Consider the following 18025-nt stretch of genomic DNA (forward strand, 5'->3'; position numbering starts at 1 on the left):
CCGCGCGTTATGATGGCCGTTCGCCTTCCGCATCGGACTCGCGTGCACTCGAGGCCGACTGCTTTTGGCCCGAGGGCGAAGTCCGGATGAGCTCTAAAACGGTCTGCTTATCGGGGTAGACCGGAAATGCTCGGCCGACTTCTCGAACGGCGCTTTTGACCCATTCCGGACTTCAGGCCCCAAGAACTCCTTCCGGAACGGCAGGCTACCGTTCACGATGTCGGGGTTGCGAGGACGAGTCTAATTTTGCGTTTACACTCTCACCCTACAGGCAAGATACATTGAACGACTGTACCCGGGGCGGCAGTAGCAGAGGCCCATATTCGTCCCCCATGAGCTTCGACGATCGATCGGCAGATCGATAGTCCCATGCCCATGCCACCAGGCTTGGTAGTGTAGAATGCGTCGAACAGGCGGGCCAAACTCTCCGGGTTCAGTCCCGGGCCCGAATCCCGCACGGCGACAAGCACCCAGCCCGATGCATCTTTTCCGGTGCTGATTAGCAACTCTCGCGCCCCTTCACTGACCGCGCTCATCGCTTCGACGGCGTTGATGATCAAGTTGAGGATCACTTGTTGCAGTTGGACTCGATCTCCTTGAATGAGCGGCAAGGCCTCCGCGAGTTGTGTCTGCACCGAGACGCCGTTCTTCACAATTTCGCCGCGGGTCAGGGCAATGACCTCAAGGATTGCTCCGTTGATCTCCAAGGCATCCTTCCGTGGGGGCGCCTTCTTGATTAGGGCACGGATCCGGCCTATGACGTCGGTGGCTCGGTTGCCTGCCTCGACGGTGTTGCCGAGCGCCTGCCGGGCCCGCTCCAGATTTGGCGGCTGGGCGTTTAGCCAGCGCAAGGCAGCTCCGGCATTGGTAACTGTCGCCGCGATTGGCTGCATGACTTCATGGGCAATCGAGGCCGACAGCTCTCCCATCGTCGTGACGCGATTGACGTGTGCCAGCTGCGTCTGCGCCTCACGCAGCGCTTCCGACGCCAGCATCAGCTGGTTGGTCCGTTCTACGACACGTTGTTCGAGTTCCTCATTGAGCCCCTTGATTTCGGCCTTGGCTCGCTTGAGCGCGGCGGTTTCGACAATGTCCCAATTCCCGTGTCGCCTTGCGAGGACAAACTGGTGTGTACGCACCACATCCAGGATTTCATGAGCTCCGCACGTCGCAAGCGGGTACGTGCACAGCAGGGCAAGGCTCTGATTGCTGATAACCTCGTTGAGACTATCTTCATAGTCGCAAAAGTGTCTCCAGAAGTCCTTCTTTGCTACCCAGGTTGTATCCCCGGTCGCTCTCATGCCGGCGTACCCTCTGGCCGATACGCTAGCGAGCTTCTCATACCAAGCGTCTGTCAGTCTCTTGCCATCAAACGTGCCGCCCTGGAGAAACCAATCGCGGGCCGACGCAATTTCCATCCTGGAGTCCGCCAGGTGTCGATCAAGGTCAGGCATAGCGGCTTTCAACGCAGCTGTGGCTTCTTCGATCGTCAAAGGCTCGGCAACAACCCACAGGCAGTACTCCTCCCTTCCCAAACCCGACTTGAAGAATTCGATCAACGTGTCGAGGAGATCCTCTCTCGTCTCATAAAAGAGGCAAAAGTGGGCACCCCAGGCCACCATGTCGCCAACGACGTCGATTCCGGTCTTCCGCATCTCTGTTGTCATTGGGGTCACCTCCAATTTCCAACGTTCCGGTTGCGCAAACCAAAGTTCTACTGCGGCCGCAGCAGCAGTAGCGATTGGCGTTTTGATCATAATGGTGCTCTAGGTCAGTATCGAATTCCGACCCGAGCGGTCAGGAAGGTTAAGCCGACTTCTTGTGGTCGGCCATGAATTTCCTCGACGAACCTTTTGTTGCTGAGGCACGTCAGTGATGCTGACAGTAGATCCATCGTCTGAGACGAATCGGGGCTTTACCACGGGGCGCATCCTCGTCGGCTAAGGTCGTGGGTTGCTCATCGCCGCATCCACCAATGATCGATTAGGCGACGACATCCGCTTGTGGCCCGAATGCGAAGTCCGCGCGGGATCGGAAATGGTCTGCTTACCGGGGTAGATCGGAAGTTACTGGTCGACCTTCCAATCGGCGCTTTTGACCCCGAAGGCGACATCCAGCCTGGTCGGGTTAAGAGCCGCGGGTTCCGTTGACCTATATTGCTGGCGTAGCGGTCAATGCAGTGCACTTGGCGACAGCGGCTGAGCCTAAGCCACCCGTGGCCTATTTTCTTGACCAGAGATCGGACGCTACTGATGTGCCGATCAATCTTCCTCGCCGATGCAACGGATGTCGTCGTCGAAAAGGTGTGCTTTGTTGAAAGGCCAAGTTGGATAGGTGGCCGTCACGGCGACGGGATGACCAACGATATCCTCTTCACTCCCGTCAAAGTCATCGAGGTCAAACGGGGCCAAGTCGAAATTGGCCAAGCATTTATGTCCGAATGGGATTGCGAAATGACTATCGAGATTTTGCCTATCCGCACACGCCCGATCAACGCCGTCATCGAATGTATCCTGAGCCGCAGCGCCGAACTCTATCCGGCCGCATCGACGATCTCCGAGGGTGCTTGGCGGTTTTATGTGATGCGAGCGTAACGACAGAGCCCGGATGCGCCCAGGAAAAACTCTTGGGAACGCGTCCGGGCTTTTGGTATGTGCCGACGAGGTCAGGATCGCGCGAGATCAGCCTGATTGCAAAGGCGACGACGGTCGCGACGATCGCCACGATCCAAAAGGCGACGATGATCCAGAGGAGCGCAAAACCACGCGGCCCCGAGTCCTCACGGACGAACGCGGATGATCGTCTTCCCGCTGATCCGCTTGGTCGGATTGAAAGCGACGACGGCATCGTCGAGGGTCGCGATGCTGCCGATGTTCGTCCGCAGTCGTCCGTCCCGCACCCGCTGGACGATCTCACCCAGTTCGGCGCGATCGGACACGAGAACAAAATCGATCGCCAAACCGTCGGCAGGCCGTGCCTCGCTGGGGCCGGCGATGGTCACCAGCGTTCCTCCGGCTCGAATCAGGCCTGCGGACCGCTTCGCGATGTCGCCGCCGAAGATATCGAAAACCAGATCGACTCCGCCGACGTCTTCGAGGACGTCGTTGTCGAGGTCGACAAACTCCTGCGCGCCGAAGTCGAGCGCCGACTGACGGTGGGCGGCGCGTCCGGTACCGATGACGTAGGCGCCGGCCAATCGCGCGAGTTGCGTCACCATCGAACCGACTGCGCCGGCCGCGCCGTGCACGAGGACGCTCTGCCCCGCCTGAAGGCGACCGTGCTCGAACAGTCCCTGCCACGCGGTCAGGCCCGGCATCGCCACGCTCGCGCCCACCGTGAAGTCGACATCGCCCGGCAGCGGCGCGAGGTTGCGCGCCTCCACGGCCACATACTCGGCCAGCGTGCCGCCGCGATACGAGTCCGTGAGGCCGAACACCCGCTGTCCCACCGACAGCCCGGTCGTGCCGTAGCCGAGGGCGGTGACCACTCCGGCCAGCTCTTGCCCGGGAATCACCGGCGCCCGGTCACGACCGAGGCGATCGGTCCAGGTCGAGGGCCACGTCAACTCATCCCAGGTGAATCCCGACGCATGAACCTGAACGACAACGTCATTGATCGCTGCGTACGGCTCGGGCCGCTCCATCAGCTTCATCCCCGCCGTTCCCGCGGCCTGATCCGTTACCACAATCGCCTTCATGTGAATTGTCTCCTCGTTATTCGTGACGCCTTCATGCTGCGTAACGCGGTCTACAACAAGACCGACACGCTCAAGCCGAACCAGAAGTTGGGGCTTCCTGCGCCGCCGGTTATCACGGCGCCCGCCTAATTGAATAAACCTGCGTCCTGCGGGGCTCGTCTTGGGCCCCGCAGGATGAACGAGGATCAAATGCGAGAACATGATCCATAGGCGAGGTGCAAGCGGACCCTGCGCCTAATACTCCGATGGGTTTCACACCGTACTTTTGATAGTAGGTGCTCGGCTGGCGCATATGTCAGGCGGGCTTTCGCACCACCGTCCCTTGATTGTTATCGATTATGAACCGCCAGATTCCGTCCGCGCCGCGGCGCACGATATCGCACGCCGTGCCTTTGAGGTGCACCTCCTTGCCGTCGCGACCCGTGCCCTCGATCCACCAGTCATACACGAGCTGGGCGATATCGTCGCCGACGAACACATGGCGCATCTTAGTCACGAGCGGCACGCCGGGCCCGACAAAGCGCTCGAGTCGGACGGAGATGTCTTTGTGACCAGTGACGGTTCGCCCGTCATCCTCGACGAACGTGCACTTCGGGTCGAACAATTCAATCAACGCGCTGACCTTGCCGGAGTTAAGTCGCTCGATCAGCGACGGGACAACGTCTTCGGGTTTAGTAGGGAGTGGAAAGGACTCAGACATCATTGATCTCCTGTTCGTGCTGGTTGAAACCGTTTGGCGGGCGCTTCGATCGCGCCACCACCACACAGTACGGTCGGCGATGCAGACTTCGAGACTGGATCAGCTCAATAAGATGCCCAAAAGGATCAATCTGACACTTCTAGGTCTCGGACCACGCCCGATTGCTGGCCATTGTGCGCCAGTCGGCGCCATTCCCCTGGCGTCATCCCCATCCTTTCGGCAAACACACGCCGGAATGCCGAAACAGATTGGTACCCGACTGTCTCGGCCACAGCCTCGGTGCTGATCGCTGGCTTTTTCAACTCGTTGGCCGCCAGACTCATGCGGAGATCGGTCAACAGGTCGAGGGCGGAGCAACCTAGCCTGTCTTGAAAGTGCCTCATGAACGTTGCGCGTGACATGCCGCACAAGTCCGCCAGATCAGGCAGTTTCCAAGACCGCGTCGGATCGGCGAATATCGCTGCAATTGCTGGAGCCAGCCGCGGATGGCCGGCCAGGGCCAACAAGCCTTCGGGTGGTCTGTCGCCTTCGCTTGCCGCGCGTAATACCAACGTGAATAGGGCCGAAGAAAGTGCGTTGAGCATGGCACGTCCTCCCGCTCTGTCACTCGAGGACTCCATTCGCATCAGACTCACCAGGCTGGCGAGTTGGTTGGAGGCGGAGTCGATTCCGTCTTCTCCATGACCATTCATAGCCCGCGTCACCAGATCCGCGGGCATGTAGTTGCGGATCAGCCGATCATGTGGTGGCGCGATGAAAAATCGCCCACACATTAGATCGAGTTGCTCGCCCTCGCCCTCGTTCTCGCTCAACACCCATCCGGCAGACCCCCGGTGTTCCTGGGTACGGATAGGCGTTTGCCCACTACCGTCGTGCAGCACATGCGCCGCACCGTGAGGTAGCAGCACGATGTCTCCGCTCACCAGCTCTCGTGCTGTTCGCGTCTCTGAGTACTCGATAATGGCGCGGCCCTTGACTATGACGTGGTAGGGAATTTCGCTCGCGGCGGCTTGGCTCCAGGTAACGCGCCACGGCGCACCATAGGCGCAGCGCACCTCGAGCTGACCGGTTATGGTGACGATTTGTAGGAGATGGCTTAGCCAGTCGACTTGGGACATAAGAACTCGGGAGCTTGAAACACCTCAAGAATTTTATCACATTCGCAGGCCGTTTGAGCACCGTATGCTCGATTGAGATCGCCGGCGTGTGGACGTCCGGATACTTTTTAGATCATGACGCGAGAATTGGCTGATGTCCTGCGGGGCTCGTCTCGGGCCCCGCAGGTTGAACGAGGATCAAATGCGAGAACATGATCCATAGGCAAGGCGCAAGCGGACCCTGCGCTTATACTCCGATGGGTTTCACACCGTACTTTTGATAGTAGGTGCTCGGCTGGCGCATATGTCAGGCGGGCTTTCGCACTGCCGTCCCTTGATTGTTATCGATTATGAACCGCCAGAATCCGTCCGCACCGCGGCGCACGACGTCGCATGCCGTGCCTCCGAGGTGCACGTGCTTGCCGTCGGGCCCTGTGCCATCAATTGACCAGTCCACCACGAGCTGGGCGATCTCGTTGGCGACGAACACATGGCGCACTATGGTCTTCACCGGCAGGCCGAGCATGATATCGCGCTCGAGTTTGGCGGCGATCTCTGCGTGACCAGTGAGGGTTCGCCCGTCATTCGCGACGAACACGGCCTTTGGTTCGAACAAGGCCATTACCTCGCTGACCCTCCCGGATTTAAACCGCTCGATCAGCGACGGGACAACGCCTTCGGGCTTAGTAGGGAGTGGAAAGGACTCGGACATCATTGATCTCCTGTTCGTGCTGAAACGGTTGCTCTGTGCGTTACTCCCAACGCGACTGTGGCAACTGTTGATCATTGCGGGACGAAATTTTCCAATAGCTGGCACGTATCGTTTCGATGGCGGCCAGGAATAGTGCAGCGCATTCTTCGGCACCGACGAAGGATTCCTTCGGCGCCAACGAAGGGCTCCAGTCGTGAGGACTGTCGCGCCCTTCGTTGGTGCCGAAGAATCCCTTCGCATCGAGGCGCAGGCCGACGAGTCATTACGAATCCTTTTGAACGTTGAGCCAGCGCTTAGCGGCGCCCTCACGGTCAAAGATTTCAGACGGGCCCGTGATGCTTATCAGCAGTCAGCGCCGGATGCGAAGAATGGACCAGAATGAGATCAAGCTTGGATGCGTCTATTACTGCCGCGGCGGCTGGTATAGGCGGCCCGCAAGTCCGCTTCTGGCCCATCGGCGAAGTTGCGGTCCGCCGCTTTGAGGCCTGCTTTGTGGGGTATGGCGCACCAGAATTGCTCACGGTCAGTCCTTCCCATTTTGACCCTTACCGGACGTGGCAGCACTCTCCCTCATTCGATTATGTTATCAGCGCGCGCCTGAACCCGCGGCGGAATCCTTGGCTCAGCCGTCCCTCAGCCAGCGGCGCGACAACGGCCTTCAGCGTCGCCGCGTCGACTGCACCGGTGATCCGCATCCAAGCCCCGGCCGTAAATTCGATCTCGATGCCCCGCTGCCGGCCGACTTGCCTGGACCTACCGCCGTCTCTGAGACGGGGACCACCCGCGCTGGTCCGGAAATCGAATCTGGGCCGTGTGCACAAGTGCACAGACGCGCTGCCCGCGCTGGGCTTGGTTCGGTGGGCCGACCTCCCGACGATCATCCAACCTCCCTCAGCCTAATGATCGAACGGAGAGGAAGCGCGGCCCCGGCGCTTCTCTCCCACGAAAGTCGCGCCGGGGCAGCTCTCCTGAGACAGGAAGTGATAGACAGGAAGTGATGATGACGCCGCGCGAGAGACGCGACATGCCTTATATCGTTGGGCTCGCCTGTGTGGCGGCGGCGCTAATGGTCGCCCTTGCTGCGTTGTGGAGATAGCGTTCAGCCCGCACTCAGTCGAGCAACGTGGCAGAGCCGGTGTCGGTTCGCGCGCGACCGGCCGGCCGAAAGACGCAATCGATTTTTTCTTAGCCCTTGGTTACAAAGTGCACAGACACGCTGCATCGAGTGTGCCCTGTTTCGGCAAGCGACTCTCCCGCTGATCACCAAGGGTCCTTCAAAAGGGGCAGCCGAGAGCAAGCGACGCCCCGGCGCAAACCCTGCTGATTCCTCGGGCGCCGGGGCGGTCAAACTCCGCCTTCCTTAACGTAAGTGATTGAACTCCCCGGTGGCATGGCAGGCTGGCTCCGGCTGATGGGGATACATCTCCGTTACCCTTCAGTGTGACGATGCAGGAGCCCCCGATGGAAGCCGGGGGATCTCTTTTTATTGGGACAAGACTTGCTGCGCGGAATGCGACAGCGTCGACTGGGAAAAATAGGAACACATCATTCAGCGATCAGTTGTTGGACCTCTGCATCTTCCAACGAGGACTACAACAAATGAAGCGTACCTTACTTGCAGTGTTAGCGACTGCGGTGCTCTCAGCGAGCCCGGCGATAGGGCAAAATCCCCCTGCCCAATCTGGCCCGAACAACAGTGCTGTCAACAGCTCGGGACAAAACAATTCGAGCGCCCCCGTGGCTGGCCGCAACAGCTTCACCGAGAGCCAGGCAAAGTCGAGGATCGAGCAGGCGGGCTACTCGAATGTTACATCTCTGAAAAAGGACGACGACGGCGTGTGGCGCGCCAAAGCCAACAAAGGCGGTTCGTCGACCGATGTCAGCGTGGATTTTCAGGGCAACGTAAACTCAGCTAAGTAAGAAGGCACCTTGACATGACCGTTACAATTTCGCGCCTTTATGACAACTACGCCGATGCGCAACGGGCCGTTACCGGCCTGGAGGCGGCAGGCGTGCCTCACTCCGACATCAGCATTGTCGCCAATAATTCGGACAACTGGTACAGCGCCGATAGAAAGATAGATCGTGATGCCGACGGCGTGGATGATCGCGCCGAAGGTGCCGGTAAAGGCGCCGGGATCGGTGCTGGAGTTGGCGGTGCGGCTGGATTACTAGCGGGGCTCGGGTTGCTCGCCATTCCGGGTCTAGGACCGGTGGTTGCTGCCGGGTGGCTCGTCTCCACGGCGGCCGGCGCGGCTGCTGGCGCTGCCACCGGCGGTGTTGTTGGCGCCTTGACCCAAGCAGGGGTCTCGGCGGAAGAGGCTCCGCTGTACGCCGAGGGCGTTCGTCGCGGTGGCACGCTTGTATCAGCGCGGGTTGCTGACGCCGACCGCGGACGGCTGGAATCAATCCTCGACCAGTCCGCTGTCAATCTCCGCGACCGCAGCTCCGCTTGGCGAAAGTCGGGCTGGAAGAGCTTCGATCCGTCGAGCAAACCCTATGGAGCCGAAGAGGTACGCAAGGAGCGTGAGCTATATACTGCGAAAAGGCGATAGCGCCCGACGACCCGCTTCGGTGGGTCGTTCTTTCTTCCGCCTAAAGGGCGCTTGGTTCATTTACCTCCCTCAGCCAAATGACCTTACTATATCGAGGGCTTCCACGACTGCCATGCCGGAAGTGGCGCGATACTCAACGCCGCCCCGGTCAGGGACTGTCAGGTTATTCGGCCGCGATCGGGTGCACGGTTCCGCTCTGGCCTTGGCTCGCGAACGCAAAGCCCTCGTAGCCCTTTTCGGCGACCTCGGCGCACTTCCTGCGATAGCCGCCGACGCCTTCCGGGCCGAGATACGGCAAGAAGCGGTGCGCCTTGCCGTCGATGTTGGCGCCCATGTACCAGGAATTGGCGGTGATCATGAGGGTCGAATTCCACGCACCGCGACCACGTCCACTAACGTTCACGCAGCCAACGGAGACTATCGTGACCAAACAGAGCATCGTTTTCGCGCATGGACTCTAGGCCGATGGATCATGTTTCAGCAAATTGATCCCCTCGCTCCAAGCCGAGAGCCATGACGTGATGGCCAGTCAGCACGGCCTGGACTCCCTCGCGACCGACGTTGTCGCCGTGAAGGCGTGCCTTGCTCGGGTCGTCAGCCATGCGATCCTCGTCGGTCATTCCTATGGCGGAACACTGATCACGCACGCAGGTACCGACGCGCGAGTAGCCGCGCTCGTTTATATTGCGGCCCTCGCGCCGGATGCCGACGAAACCTCTCAGAGCCTGCTTGGTAAGTTTCCGACGACCTCCGTGTTCGACCACCTCGATGCCCCGGAAGGACGCATCTGGCTCAAGCAAAGCGGCGTCAAGCACTTCGCGGGCGATCTGCCCGAAGCGGAGCAAAAGCTGGTGTATGCGACGTAGGGTGCGCCGGTGGCGGACCTCCTCAACCAAAAGGTCGAGGGTACAGCGTGGAACGCCAAGCCGACCTGGTATGTCCTCACCACCCAGGACCAGACGGTTCATCCGGAACTGCAACACTTTGTCTCGAAACGGATGGAAGGCCGCCACGACCGAAGTCACGTCGTCTCACGTTCCCATGCTATCCAAGCCCAGACGTGGTTCTCGATGTGATCCGCAAGGCCGCGAGCGCAGTCTCAGCGTCCTGATCGCGATCGGCGATTTCGGCTGTTGGCCCCAAAGCTGGCGATTGTGCTCGGGCAGAGCATTTCCGCTCTGCCCGGGTAGTTCAGACGTCGACTTGTTCTGCTATCGCGAGCGCGTCGTCGACCTCAATTCCCAGATATCGAACCGTGCGCTCGATTTTGGTATGCCCAAGAGTAGCTGCACGGCCCGGAAATTGCCTGTGCGCCGATAGATAAGCTTGGCTTTCGTGCGACGCAGCGAATGCGTTCCGAACATGTGAGGATCCAACCCCTATGCCGGCAATCCAACCCGACAACAGCCGCGCATACTGCCGAGTGGTTAAGCTGTAATCGGATCCCCTCCGGCCGATGAACAGACGGTCGCCCGGCTCGCTGCCGCAATAGCGTAGAAGTAATTGCATCATAATTGCGCGGCGATTTAACGTTGAGCATTGCGGTGCGCGTCATCGCGTTCTCCTGTTGCCTTTATAAGAAATCGTAGCGGACAGGCGGGAAGAGTTCTCGGCGCAAACAACCGAGATGAAACCGTCTCGTTGGTCTTCATCTTAGGAGCGCCAAGTATGTCGGAATCAGGAGATGGCCATGGCCAAACGTGAACCAAGTCAGCTTGCATCATGCCCAATTCCGTTGATGTCACTTCGATCTTCAATTCACGTAGCTGTGCTTTGACGATCAGTCTAATATCTAGGCCTCGAGACTTGCATAATATGGCACAATCTATATTATTATCCCGGTGCCTAACTTGGATGCCGATCCACCCTTCGATCGTGGAGATGTCTCCTGGTGTTCCTGAGGGCGGCGTCCCAAAGAACTGAGACGGCGTGAGGCTGGATTATGTGCGTGACGAGCTATCGTGGCTTGCCGCGCCCCTTTTCGGTGCGTGACGCTTTGCGGGACATTCAAATGAACGAACCCACAAAACCGCAATCGCCCTTACCAATCGGCCGAACATATCCGATCACGGATCATACATTTGACGTGGTTGTATTGGGCGCAGGTGGGGCGGGTCTTCGGGCAGCAGTAGGCTGCGCCGAAGACGGACTTCAGACTGCGTGCATTTCCAAAGTCTTTCCCACCCGATCGCACACCGTGGCAGCTCAAGGAGGGATTTCGGCGGCATTGGGTAACATGGGCGAAGATGATTGGCGTTGGCACATGTACGACGTCGTGAAGGGCTCGGACTGGCTCGGCGATCAAGATGCTATTGAGTATCTGTGCCGCAACGCGCCTGCAGCTGTATACGAATTGGAGCATTGGGGCGTCCCCTTTTCGCGTACCTCAGAAGGGAAAATCTATCAGCGACCGTTCGGCGGTATGACGACCGAGTTCGGCAAGGGTATCGCCCAACGAACGTGTGCCGCAGCCGATAGAACTGGACATGCCATACTCCATACTCTGTACAGTCAAGCTTTGCGCCATCGCGCCCACTTCTTCGTAGAGTACTTCGCGCTCGATCTGATCATAAACAGCGAGGGCCGTTGTACTGGTGTTGTCTGCTTGAAGATGGACGACGGTACAATTCACCGTTTCAATTCAAGAATTATGATCCTCGCTACGGGAGGATATGGCAGAGCCTACTTTTCTGCAACGTCCGCTCACACCTGCACGGGGGACGGATCGGCCATGGTCTTGCGAAGCGGATTGCCGCTCCAAGATATGGAATTCGTCCAATTCCATCCAACTGGGATATATGGTGCAGGTTGTCTCATAACCGAAGGCGCGAGAGGTGAAGGAGGATACCTCACTAATTCGGAAGGGGAACGGTTCATGGAGCGCTATGCTCCAACTGCCAAGGACTTGGCATCCCGCGACCTGGTCTCTCGTGCAATGGTCTTAGAAATTCGGGAAGGCCGTGGTGTAGGTAGGCACAAAGACCACATCTTCCTTCATCTTGACCACCTAGACCCGAAAATATTGAAAGAGCGCCTACCAGGTATTTCCGAGAGTGCAAAGATTTTCGCGGGCGTAGATGTTACCAAATCTCCCATTCCCGTACTTCCTACGGTTCACTACAATATGGGGGGTATCCCCACAAACTATCACGGTGAGGTTCTGACTAAGAAGGACGCCAACCCGGATACGATAATACCTGGTCTTATGGCAGTCGGCGAAGCCGCCTGCGTTTCTGTGCACGGAGCCAACCGACTTGGATCGAATTCCCTGAACGACCTCATCGTATTCGGTCGAGCGGCTGCTCTTCGCGCGTGTGCGCTCGTGAAAGATGGAGCTCTACCCGAACCCGTATCCAATTCGGCAAGTCTTGCACTTGACCGGCTGGATCGATTTAGGTGGGCTTCTGGATCCACTCCGACTGCCCGCATACGCGAGAAAATGCAAAGAGTCATGCAGGAGCACTGTGCCGTCTACCGCACGGGCGAGCTTTTGGCCGAGGGCAGTGGTTACTTGACCAATCTGTGGAAACAGATGTCTGACATAAAAGTGTTTGATAGATCGTTAACTTGGAATTCCGATCTCATCGAGACAATGGAACTAGACAATCTCATGTGTCAAGCGATCGCGACGACGGACTCGGCTCTCAGTAGAACGGAGTCGCGTGGAGCCCACGCGCGTGAGGACTTTCCCGAAAGGGACGACGTCAATTGGATGCATCACACTCTTTGCTGGTTTAACGAAGCCGGCGGTTCAACTACAATAGATAAGCGCCCTGTTCACAGCTACACGCTCACCTCGGACGTGCAATACATTCCACCGAAGAAACGGGTGTATTAGATTTCCCAATAGATGCTTGGACGTCGACGGCATTAGCTCAATTTGATCAAATCAACTTTCGTAAGTTGGTTTATGCCTCCTCACTCTTTAAAGGCATCGACGATGAAGTTGCTAAATTCATCAGCAACAGTTGTTTTCGGTCGGGCTAGAAGGCGAATGATCCCCAGATGCCGAACTAATTTCGGGTGAACGAGTGGCCTTAGCTCAAGCCGAAGCTTGGAAAACAGATCGGTTGCGCTTGATGGAACAAGAGCGACGCCCACGCCGGACGAAGTGATTGAAGCCAAAGTGAGAAGCTGACTCGCTGTGAACGAGTGTCGAAGCGAAAACCCGGCTGTAGCAGCCGCAGAATCGACAAGCTCCCGCATTTTGGCCCCTCTCGGAAAGGAAACCAGCGATTGGCCTTTCAAGCGAGAAAACGGCACTTGCTCCAAATTCTGAAATTCATGTGGCTTGGCAAACCCGACTAAGACCTCTTCGGTAATTAGTTTCCTATTTTCGAACTCTGTTGCCGCCTTATCAATTGCGGCAATCGCGATATCAGCTTTTCCACTCCGAATGTCCTGTTCGACCTGCTCCTGGATGCCTTCCCTTACGTGAACTTCGGTGCTTGGGAATTTTTTGTGAAATTTAGCGACCGCCCGATGTAAGCCGCCAGGAACCACAGACATTAGGCACGACACGATGACCTGACTTCTCTTTTGGTTACTATAGCTGGCCATGTTATCGAGCGTGATGTCTATGTCCCCAATTATCCGTTCTGCCATCGCGATGAGGTCAATTCCTGCAGGCGTCAGCTCAACACGCCGAGTCGTTCGAATAAATAGGCTCGTGCCAAGCATCTCCTCCAGCGATTGAATCATCCTTGAAAGCGAGGACTGCGATACATGAAGTTCGTTGGCGGCAGCAACAAAGCTTGCTTGCTTAGCCACGCAAACAGCCGCTCGCAGATGAAACAGGTTTAGATTCAAGTCCGATTGCATTTTTCGTGCTAACCCAGGCGCTTTAAGTATCCGATCTCGGAGAATAATGGCACTTTCGAGCGAGGGCATCAATTAGACTCCAAATCGGACGAGTAGCTGCGCGAATTGCCGCCGCCAATTTCTGCTGAAATCGCGCGCGCGGTGCGAAGCACAATTTTCCCGAGATGCGGAAGCCGCTCCCCACCGAAACGGAGAGTTGGGCCGGACACCGATACGGGCGGCGACGGCTTCCCCGTTTTCGTCAAATACAGGTGAAGCAATGCACCGCAGACTTGCCGATAGCGGGATAATAGCGTAGATTATGCCATGTACGGCAAATATCAGGAGGCGTGACGTGTTCGGCGAAGCTGGCGAACACGCGCGAGTCGCATTCGGGGGACTCCCTTTCAATGCGCCGGTCGAGGTGCAAGTGTTTTTCGAACCTCAATGATGTAGGAGCGTGCCATGGATGAAAAATTACCAGAAGTGACGCAGCAACGCGTGTTGCCGGGTTGGACGGTCAGTCAGTGGGCGGGTGGGCTGATCGAGCACGCTGGAGTGGGTGTGACCATTCTCGACCGAGAGGGTCGGGTGATGTTCTACAATCAATGGGCCGCGAACAGGCTGGATCGTAAGCCGGAGTACATCGGCAAGGACGTTAGAAACCATCACAGAAGAAAGATCACGAATCCTCGCTTCGACGCGATGCTGAAATTGTTTGAGGAGGGTAGAACAGATCCGGTCCACTACGTGGCTCGCCCGTATGGCAAGATCACCATTCTGGTGACGGTGTCGCCGATAAAGGTCGACGGTGAACTCGTGGGCTACTCACAAATCGTTCTCATGAAGGACGAAATCCAAGAGCTCTTCAGACGCTTCGATGAAAGCGGTCGGGAATCTTTCGAGAAGGATATGCTGCCTGCTTGGCCATTCAGCGGTAACGACTGACAAGTGAAGCCTGTGCTAGCCAAGATCCTATTGGATCGCGCCAAGTACGCGGTCGTAGTGATCGCTCCGACTGGATATTCCTTCAATCTGGACGGAGCGAACATCTGCATGACCTTGGTAACACTGTTCATCGATCAAGCTGTGGCATAGAGCACAGCATAGCGCGGCAGCTAAGGACTATCGGAGTCGCTGAGCTCATGTCGAAAGTGAGCGGCGTTGCGGGAACTGGGTTTGTTGCATCGGCCGTGACCCTTTCTGCGGTCGATCCCTCACTCCTTCCCGGTATCGCTAACCTGCCCGGTATCGATAGGTTCACGAGTGAGTGTAGGAAAATCACGAATTCCATTGGTAATGGTCTCGGGCAATTGTTGTGTCGATCTAGTCGACAAAGCCTCGTGCAACCGCACGCCGGGTGAACGCTGTGTCCAACTGAGAGCCAGGGAGCGGCTGAATATGCTCACGTACTGCGGATCCGTACAGTATTGGAAATGCGATCACATAGGACATCTTAACATAACGGGCTATGGCCTATGCGAAGGTGGACAAGCCGCACGATCCGCAACAGATGAAAGAGGAGAGATCACGGTGACCGACATCCTGATCGACAGACTAATCAATTTCGAGACGGCGGCTGACGGCACTGCGGTCAGGTTGATCATCAAGGATGTTGCCGGCCAGACCGTCGGCCTCCTAATGACGATCGACACATTGTCGTCGCTTCTGATGACAATGCCGACGATAGCGTCGTCTGCAGTGAAACGAGCGCACGGCGACCCGCGAATGCGCATTACTTATCCGGCGGAAGAGTTTCAGATTGAGAAAGGCCCAGACGATCTTCGCATCCTGACGATCGGCACGCCGGATGGGTTCAATGTATCCTTTTCCCTGACCGAAGAATTCTCCTACGAACTCGGAGAGGCCCACCTATCGGGCTTCGGTCAGCACCCTCGGAGGCATTGACTGTCGCAGAAGGTCGAAAGGGATGCGAAGGTCGACGCCGAACGATTCCGTCAGGCGGTTACCCTTTAGGCGAGCACGCCAGCGCTACAGACGCAAGCCCCATGAAATACTCATTCAACAAACTTTGCAAGAATGAGAGCGCCGTAACAAGAACTGCGCTTAACGCCGCGATCAAGCCGCTCTATCTCTAGTCCGCAACAAATCAGGCACAGCAGCGTCACGGAGAACGAGGATGTGCGCCATATTCCCAGCGTCAACTGCATCGCCTAATGGAGCCGATGCGACCGTCAAGGACACCAAGCGTGGCAATGCAAGATTTGGACGATCGGACACGTGTTTCGGATCCTCGGATTGAGCTTGTCCTAGTCTTGGGGACACGACGATACTTATCGCTGGTCTCGCGGTTACGATATTCTACGCAACCGCGACGTTAAAAGGAAACAATGTCGGTCAGAACACTTTACCGCAAGATGAGAAACATTTCCGAAAGGCGCGGGTCGACAATTCCGAGCCGGCACACAATATCTGTTTCCGCGGGAGCTCCGCGACAAACCGCTTGACCATCGCCCCCGCCTGCTATCGCAACGAACTGGAACGATCCGAACCACGGCAAAACTTGCGAGTATGAGTATGCGGCTGCAGCTTTATCAGGTGCGATATTTCTTAGCCCTAGCAAGGACGCTCAATTTTACGCAGGCTGCGAAGCAATGCAATGTGACGCAGCCGGCGCTGACAAAGGCGGTACAAAAGCTGGAGGAAGATCTCGGTGGCACGTTGATTCACCGTGAACGTCACCTCACCCAGCTGACCGAGCTGGGCAAGATGATTTTGCCCACGCTGGAGAAAATATTTGCCGCCGCGGAGGCGGTACGGCTTCAGGCGCGCGGCTATCAAAAGAAGACAATCGCCCCGCTCAAGATCGGGCTGGTGCCGTCAGTCTCCGCCGCACTCCTCACGGAATTGCTCTTGGAGCTCGTCAAGATCATCCCTGACCTTCGAATTGATCTGCGCGAGGCAGACGCCAACGGGCTCGTTGCAATGCTTTTGGATGGCGAGATCAATGCCGCACTCGTCGGTGGCGCCGTGGAGCTACCTGAGCGTATCGATCGCTGGCCCCTGTTCGAGGAGCGATACGTGCTCGTCCTGTCACGGAAACATCCGATGGCGAGGCAGACCGTTATCCCACTCCAAGACTTGCATGAGGCGGTATTTCTCGAAAGGGTCGGATGCGACGTCGCAGGCCGATTCAAGCAGGCTTGTTTTGCCGACCATCCAGGCCCTAAGGTTGTGCACAGGAGCGCTGAGGAAAGGCATCTTCAGCAAATGGCATCCGCCGGTTTTGGAGCCATCCTGGCGCCAGAGCACGCTCCCAGGCTGCCGTCGCTCGCCGCTATTCCAATTGAGGGCGACCCCGTCCGGCGAGAGGTGCAGCTTTTGGCCGTGGCGGGAAGGCAGTATTCGCCAGCGCTTGACGCCTTTATCAAGGTCGCTCGCGTTCGGGACTGGACGAATGCGCTGGGCAAACTCCGCAGCGCATCTGCCACTGGCTCGAAAAAGGACAATGTTGGCAAGGCTGACGCAAAAGGTGCGGGCGCCTTGATCCAAATCACGGGCCCCGGTCCCGCCTCCTCATGCCCGAGCTCGTCACGGGCATCCAACCGTCGTTGCTGAAGTGACGCGAAGTTGTGGATGGTCGGGACAAGCCCGGCCATGACGCTGTTGCAGTCGCCTCGCGTAGCCTCTTGAATTGACTCGTCGCATTTCCGGTCAGGCTCTAAGGGCGAGGCTTAGGGCCATCCAATTCGGACAGGGCAGCAAGCACGATTTCGGTCGCCGCTCCCGTGATGGAGTCCGGCCCGACACACGCTCGACGGATGATCCCCCGTTGGTCGAGGACATAGGTGGCCGGTATTGGCAACATCCAAAAGGAGAAGCCATGGGGACCGGAGAGATCAAGGCCGCGCTGCAAGAGACGGCTCTTTATCTGCGCCGGCACCACGGAGACCAAGCCGAACGAAAGGCTCACCCCAAGATCTAGGTCGGAGAGGATTTCCAGATCCAGTCGGTGATCGCGTTTGAAATTGCGTGGCAAGTCTCCGGTCTCAGGCGTTATGGCAATTGCTCTGGCGCCGGCAGCGCGGATACTGGGGGTGGCTCCGTGAAGAGCGCGTAGTCCAGCTGCGCACAATGGGGACCAAATCCCGTAAACGAAGGTAACGATCAACGGCGCAGTTTGTCGCAATTCCAAAGATGAAACGAGCGTTCCATTTGCCTCAGGGAGAAGGAAATCGGGAGCAGGTTCGTTCGCCCTCAGGGCGCCGTCAGGAACGCACGCCTCTCGCAGCCATGATGAAAGCAGCCGGTCGGTTTGGATGTCCAGCGTGCGAAAGCCGCTCAAGGTCTCCGCGGAGGCTTCGATCGGCGTACTGGCCGGGTGCCCCTTCAAAACTTTGTCGTCCATTCTAGTGCTCCCCCCAACGGTGCCCCTCGCGGCACCTGTCCGCGTAAGTTTCTTGCATGGTGACCGTGCGTTCTGGAAAACGAAAATTCAACTTT

General features: G+C 57.6%; 15 protein-coding genes and 3 pseudogenes. 8 read left to right on the plus strand and 10 right to left on the minus strand.

Going from position 1 to position 18025, the window contains the following annotated elements; all coding sequences use genetic code 11:
* Positions 1–260 precede the first annotated feature (260 nt).
* A pseudogene (locus OZ411_RS34470) lies at positions 261–986 on the minus strand (ATP-binding protein); the annotation flags it as partial.
* A gap of 150 nt (positions 987–1136) precedes the next feature.
* Positions 1137–1757 (minus strand): annotated as a pseudogene (locus OZ411_RS34475) (MEDS domain-containing protein); the annotation flags it as partial.
* Positions 1758–2252: 495 nt separating this feature from the next.
* On the opposite strand from OZ411_RS34475, the gene OZ411_RS34480 reads away from it, so the two are divergent.
* Positions 2253–2594 carry a hypothetical protein gene (locus tag OZ411_RS34480; protein WP_282531499.1) on the plus strand — a complete coding sequence of 114 codons (342 nt, stop codon included), beginning with the start codon at positions 2253–2255 and terminating at the stop codon, positions 2592–2594.
* Between the two features lie 185 nt (positions 2595–2779).
* On the opposite strand, the gene OZ411_RS34485 is transcribed toward OZ411_RS34480, so the two are convergent.
* From OZ411_RS34485 to OZ411_RS34500, 4 genes are all read right to left on the minus strand, one after another.
* A complete protein-coding gene (locus OZ411_RS34485; RefSeq protein ID WP_282531500.1) occupies positions 2780–3697 on the minus strand; it encodes an NADP-dependent oxidoreductase in 918 nt (305 codons plus the stop codon).
* A gap of 295 nt (positions 3698–3992) precedes the next feature.
* The gene (locus tag OZ411_RS34490) at positions 3993–4397 is read right to left on the minus strand and encodes a nuclear transport factor 2 family protein (protein ID WP_282531501.1); all 405 of its coding nucleotides are present in this window, start codon (positions 4395–4397) and stop codon (positions 3993–3995) included.
* Positions 4398–4522: 125 nt separating this feature from the next.
* A complete protein-coding gene (locus tag OZ411_RS34495; RefSeq protein WP_282531502.1) occupies positions 4523–5515 on the minus strand; it encodes an AraC family transcriptional regulator in 993 nt (330 codons plus the stop codon).
* Positions 5516–5801: 286 nt separating this feature from the next.
* Positions 5802–6206 carry a nuclear transport factor 2 family protein gene (locus OZ411_RS34500; RefSeq protein ID WP_282531503.1) on the minus strand — a complete coding sequence of 135 codons (405 nt, stop codon included), beginning with the start codon at positions 6204–6206 and terminating at the stop codon, positions 5802–5804.
* Between the two features lie 1599 nt (positions 6207–7805).
* Here OZ411_RS34500 and OZ411_RS34505 point away from each other — a divergent pair.
* Positions 7806–8126, plus strand: coding sequence for a PepSY domain-containing protein (locus tag OZ411_RS34505; RefSeq protein ID WP_282531504.1), 321 nt, complete (start codon positions 7806–7808; stop codon positions 8124–8126).
* Between the two features lie 14 nt (positions 8127–8140).
* A complete protein-coding gene (locus tag OZ411_RS34510) occupies positions 8141–8761 on the plus strand; it encodes a general stress protein (RefSeq protein WP_282531505.1) in 621 nt (206 codons plus the stop codon).
* A 163-nt stretch (positions 8762–8924) separates the two neighbouring features.
* Here OZ411_RS34510 and OZ411_RS34515 read toward each other — a convergent pair whose 3' ends face one another.
* Positions 8925–9119, minus strand: a complete 195-nt coding sequence (locus OZ411_RS34515) for a hypothetical protein (RefSeq protein ID WP_349017063.1) — start codon at positions 9117–9119, stop codon at positions 8925–8927.
* Positions 9120–9282: 163 nt separating this feature from the next.
* Here OZ411_RS34515 and OZ411_RS43440 point away from each other — a divergent pair, with 163 nt between their 5' ends.
* The gene (locus OZ411_RS43440; protein ID WP_349017064.1) at positions 9283–9627 is read left to right on the plus strand and encodes an alpha/beta fold hydrolase; all 345 of its coding nucleotides are present in this window, start codon (positions 9283–9285) and stop codon (positions 9625–9627) included.
* A 325-nt stretch (positions 9628–9952) separates the two neighbouring features.
* On the opposite strand, the pseudogene OZ411_RS34525 reads toward OZ411_RS43440, so the two are convergent.
* Positions 9953–10192, minus strand: a pseudogene (locus OZ411_RS34525) (tyrosine-type recombinase/integrase); the annotation flags it as partial.
* 580 nt (positions 10193–10772) lie between these two features.
* Here OZ411_RS34525 and sdhA point away from each other — a divergent pair.
* Positions 10773–12599, plus strand: coding sequence for a succinate dehydrogenase flavoprotein subunit (sdhA, locus tag OZ411_RS34530; RefSeq protein WP_282531506.1), 1827 nt, complete (start codon positions 10773–10775; stop codon positions 12597–12599).
* Between the two features lie 80 nt (positions 12600–12679).
* On the opposite strand, the gene OZ411_RS34535 is transcribed toward sdhA, so the two are convergent.
* Positions 12680–13651: a LysR family transcriptional regulator gene (locus tag OZ411_RS34535; RefSeq protein WP_282531507.1), complete on the minus strand. Its 972-nt coding sequence runs from the start codon at positions 13649–13651 to the stop codon at positions 12680–12682.
* Positions 13652–14026: 375 nt separating this feature from the next.
* Between OZ411_RS34535 and OZ411_RS34540 the strand changes: the two genes are divergently transcribed.
* From OZ411_RS34540 to OZ411_RS34550, 3 genes are all read left to right on the plus strand, one after another.
* Positions 14027–14509 (plus strand): PAS domain-containing protein, encoded by a 483-nt coding sequence (locus OZ411_RS34540; protein WP_282531508.1) that lies wholly within the window; start codon positions 14027–14029, stop codon positions 14507–14509.
* Between the two features lie 585 nt (positions 14510–15094).
* Complete coding sequence (locus tag OZ411_RS34545) at positions 15095–15469, plus strand: hypothetical protein (protein WP_282531509.1); 375 nt, start codon at positions 15095–15097, stop codon at positions 15467–15469.
* A 630-nt stretch (positions 15470–16099) separates the two neighbouring features.
* Complete coding sequence (locus OZ411_RS34550; RefSeq protein WP_282531510.1) at positions 16100–17140, plus strand: LysR family transcriptional regulator; 1041 nt, start codon at positions 16100–16102, stop codon at positions 17138–17140.
* 103 nt (positions 17141–17243) lie between these two features.
* On the opposite strand, the gene OZ411_RS34555 is transcribed toward OZ411_RS34550, so the two are convergent.
* Positions 17244–17930 (minus strand): redoxin domain-containing protein, encoded by a 687-nt coding sequence (locus tag OZ411_RS34555; protein WP_282531511.1) that lies wholly within the window; start codon positions 17928–17930, stop codon positions 17244–17246.
* Positions 17931–18025 lie beyond the last annotated feature (95 nt).

Origin of the sequence: Bradyrhizobium sp. Arg237L (assembly GCF_029990105.1) — a bacterium.
Classification (GTDB): Bacteria; Pseudomonadota; Alphaproteobacteria; order Rhizobiales; family Xanthobacteraceae; genus Bradyrhizobium.

What these genes read in the sequence shown, in the direction of transcription:
- OZ411_RS34555 (WP_282531511.1), bottom strand. Translation starts at nt 17,930, where the DNA reads ATGGACGACAAAGTTTTGAAGGGGCACCCGGCCAGTACGCCGATCGAA.
- OZ411_RS34480 (WP_282531499.1), top strand. Translation starts at nt 2,253, where the DNA reads ATGTGCCGATCAATCTTCCTCGCCGATGCAACGGATGTCGTCGTCGAA.
- OZ411_RS43440 (WP_349017064.1), top strand. Translation starts at nt 9,283, where the DNA reads ATGGCCAGTCAGCACGGCCTGGACTCCCTCGCGACCGACGTTGTCGCC.
- OZ411_RS34515 (WP_349017063.1), bottom strand. Translation starts at nt 9,119, where the DNA reads ATGATCACCGCCAATTCCTGGTACATGGGCGCCAACATCGACGGCAAG.
- OZ411_RS34485 (WP_282531500.1), bottom strand. Translation starts at nt 3,697, where the DNA reads ATGAAGGCGATTGTGGTAACGGATCAGGCCGCGGGAACGGCGGGGATG.
- OZ411_RS34505 (WP_282531504.1), top strand. Translation starts at nt 7,806, where the DNA reads ATGAAGCGTACCTTACTTGCAGTGTTAGCGACTGCGGTGCTCTCAGCG.
- OZ411_RS34550 (WP_282531510.1), top strand. Translation starts at nt 16,100, where the DNA reads ATGCGGCTGCAGCTTTATCAGGTGCGATATTTCTTAGCCCTAGCAAGG.
- sdhA (WP_282531506.1), top strand. Translation starts at nt 10,773, where the DNA reads ATGAACGAACCCACAAAACCGCAATCGCCCTTACCAATCGGCCGAACA.
- OZ411_RS34500 (WP_282531503.1), bottom strand. Translation starts at nt 6,206, where the DNA reads ATGTCCGAGTCCTTTCCACTCCCTACTAAGCCCGAAGGCGTTGTCCCG.
- OZ411_RS34535 (WP_282531507.1), bottom strand. Translation starts at nt 13,651, where the DNA reads ATGCCCTCGCTCGAAAGTGCCATTATTCTCCGAGATCGGATACTTAAA.
- OZ411_RS34495 (WP_282531502.1), bottom strand. Translation starts at nt 5,515, where the DNA reads ATGTCCCAAGTCGACTGGCTAAGCCATCTCCTACAAATCGTCACCATA.
- OZ411_RS34490 (WP_282531501.1), bottom strand. Translation starts at nt 4,397, where the DNA reads ATGTCTGAGTCCTTTCCACTCCCTACTAAACCCGAAGACGTTGTCCCG.
- OZ411_RS34510 (WP_282531505.1), top strand. Translation starts at nt 8,141, where the DNA reads ATGACCGTTACAATTTCGCGCCTTTATGACAACTACGCCGATGCGCAA.
- OZ411_RS34540 (WP_282531508.1), top strand. Translation starts at nt 14,027, where the DNA reads ATGGATGAAAAATTACCAGAAGTGACGCAGCAACGCGTGTTGCCGGGT.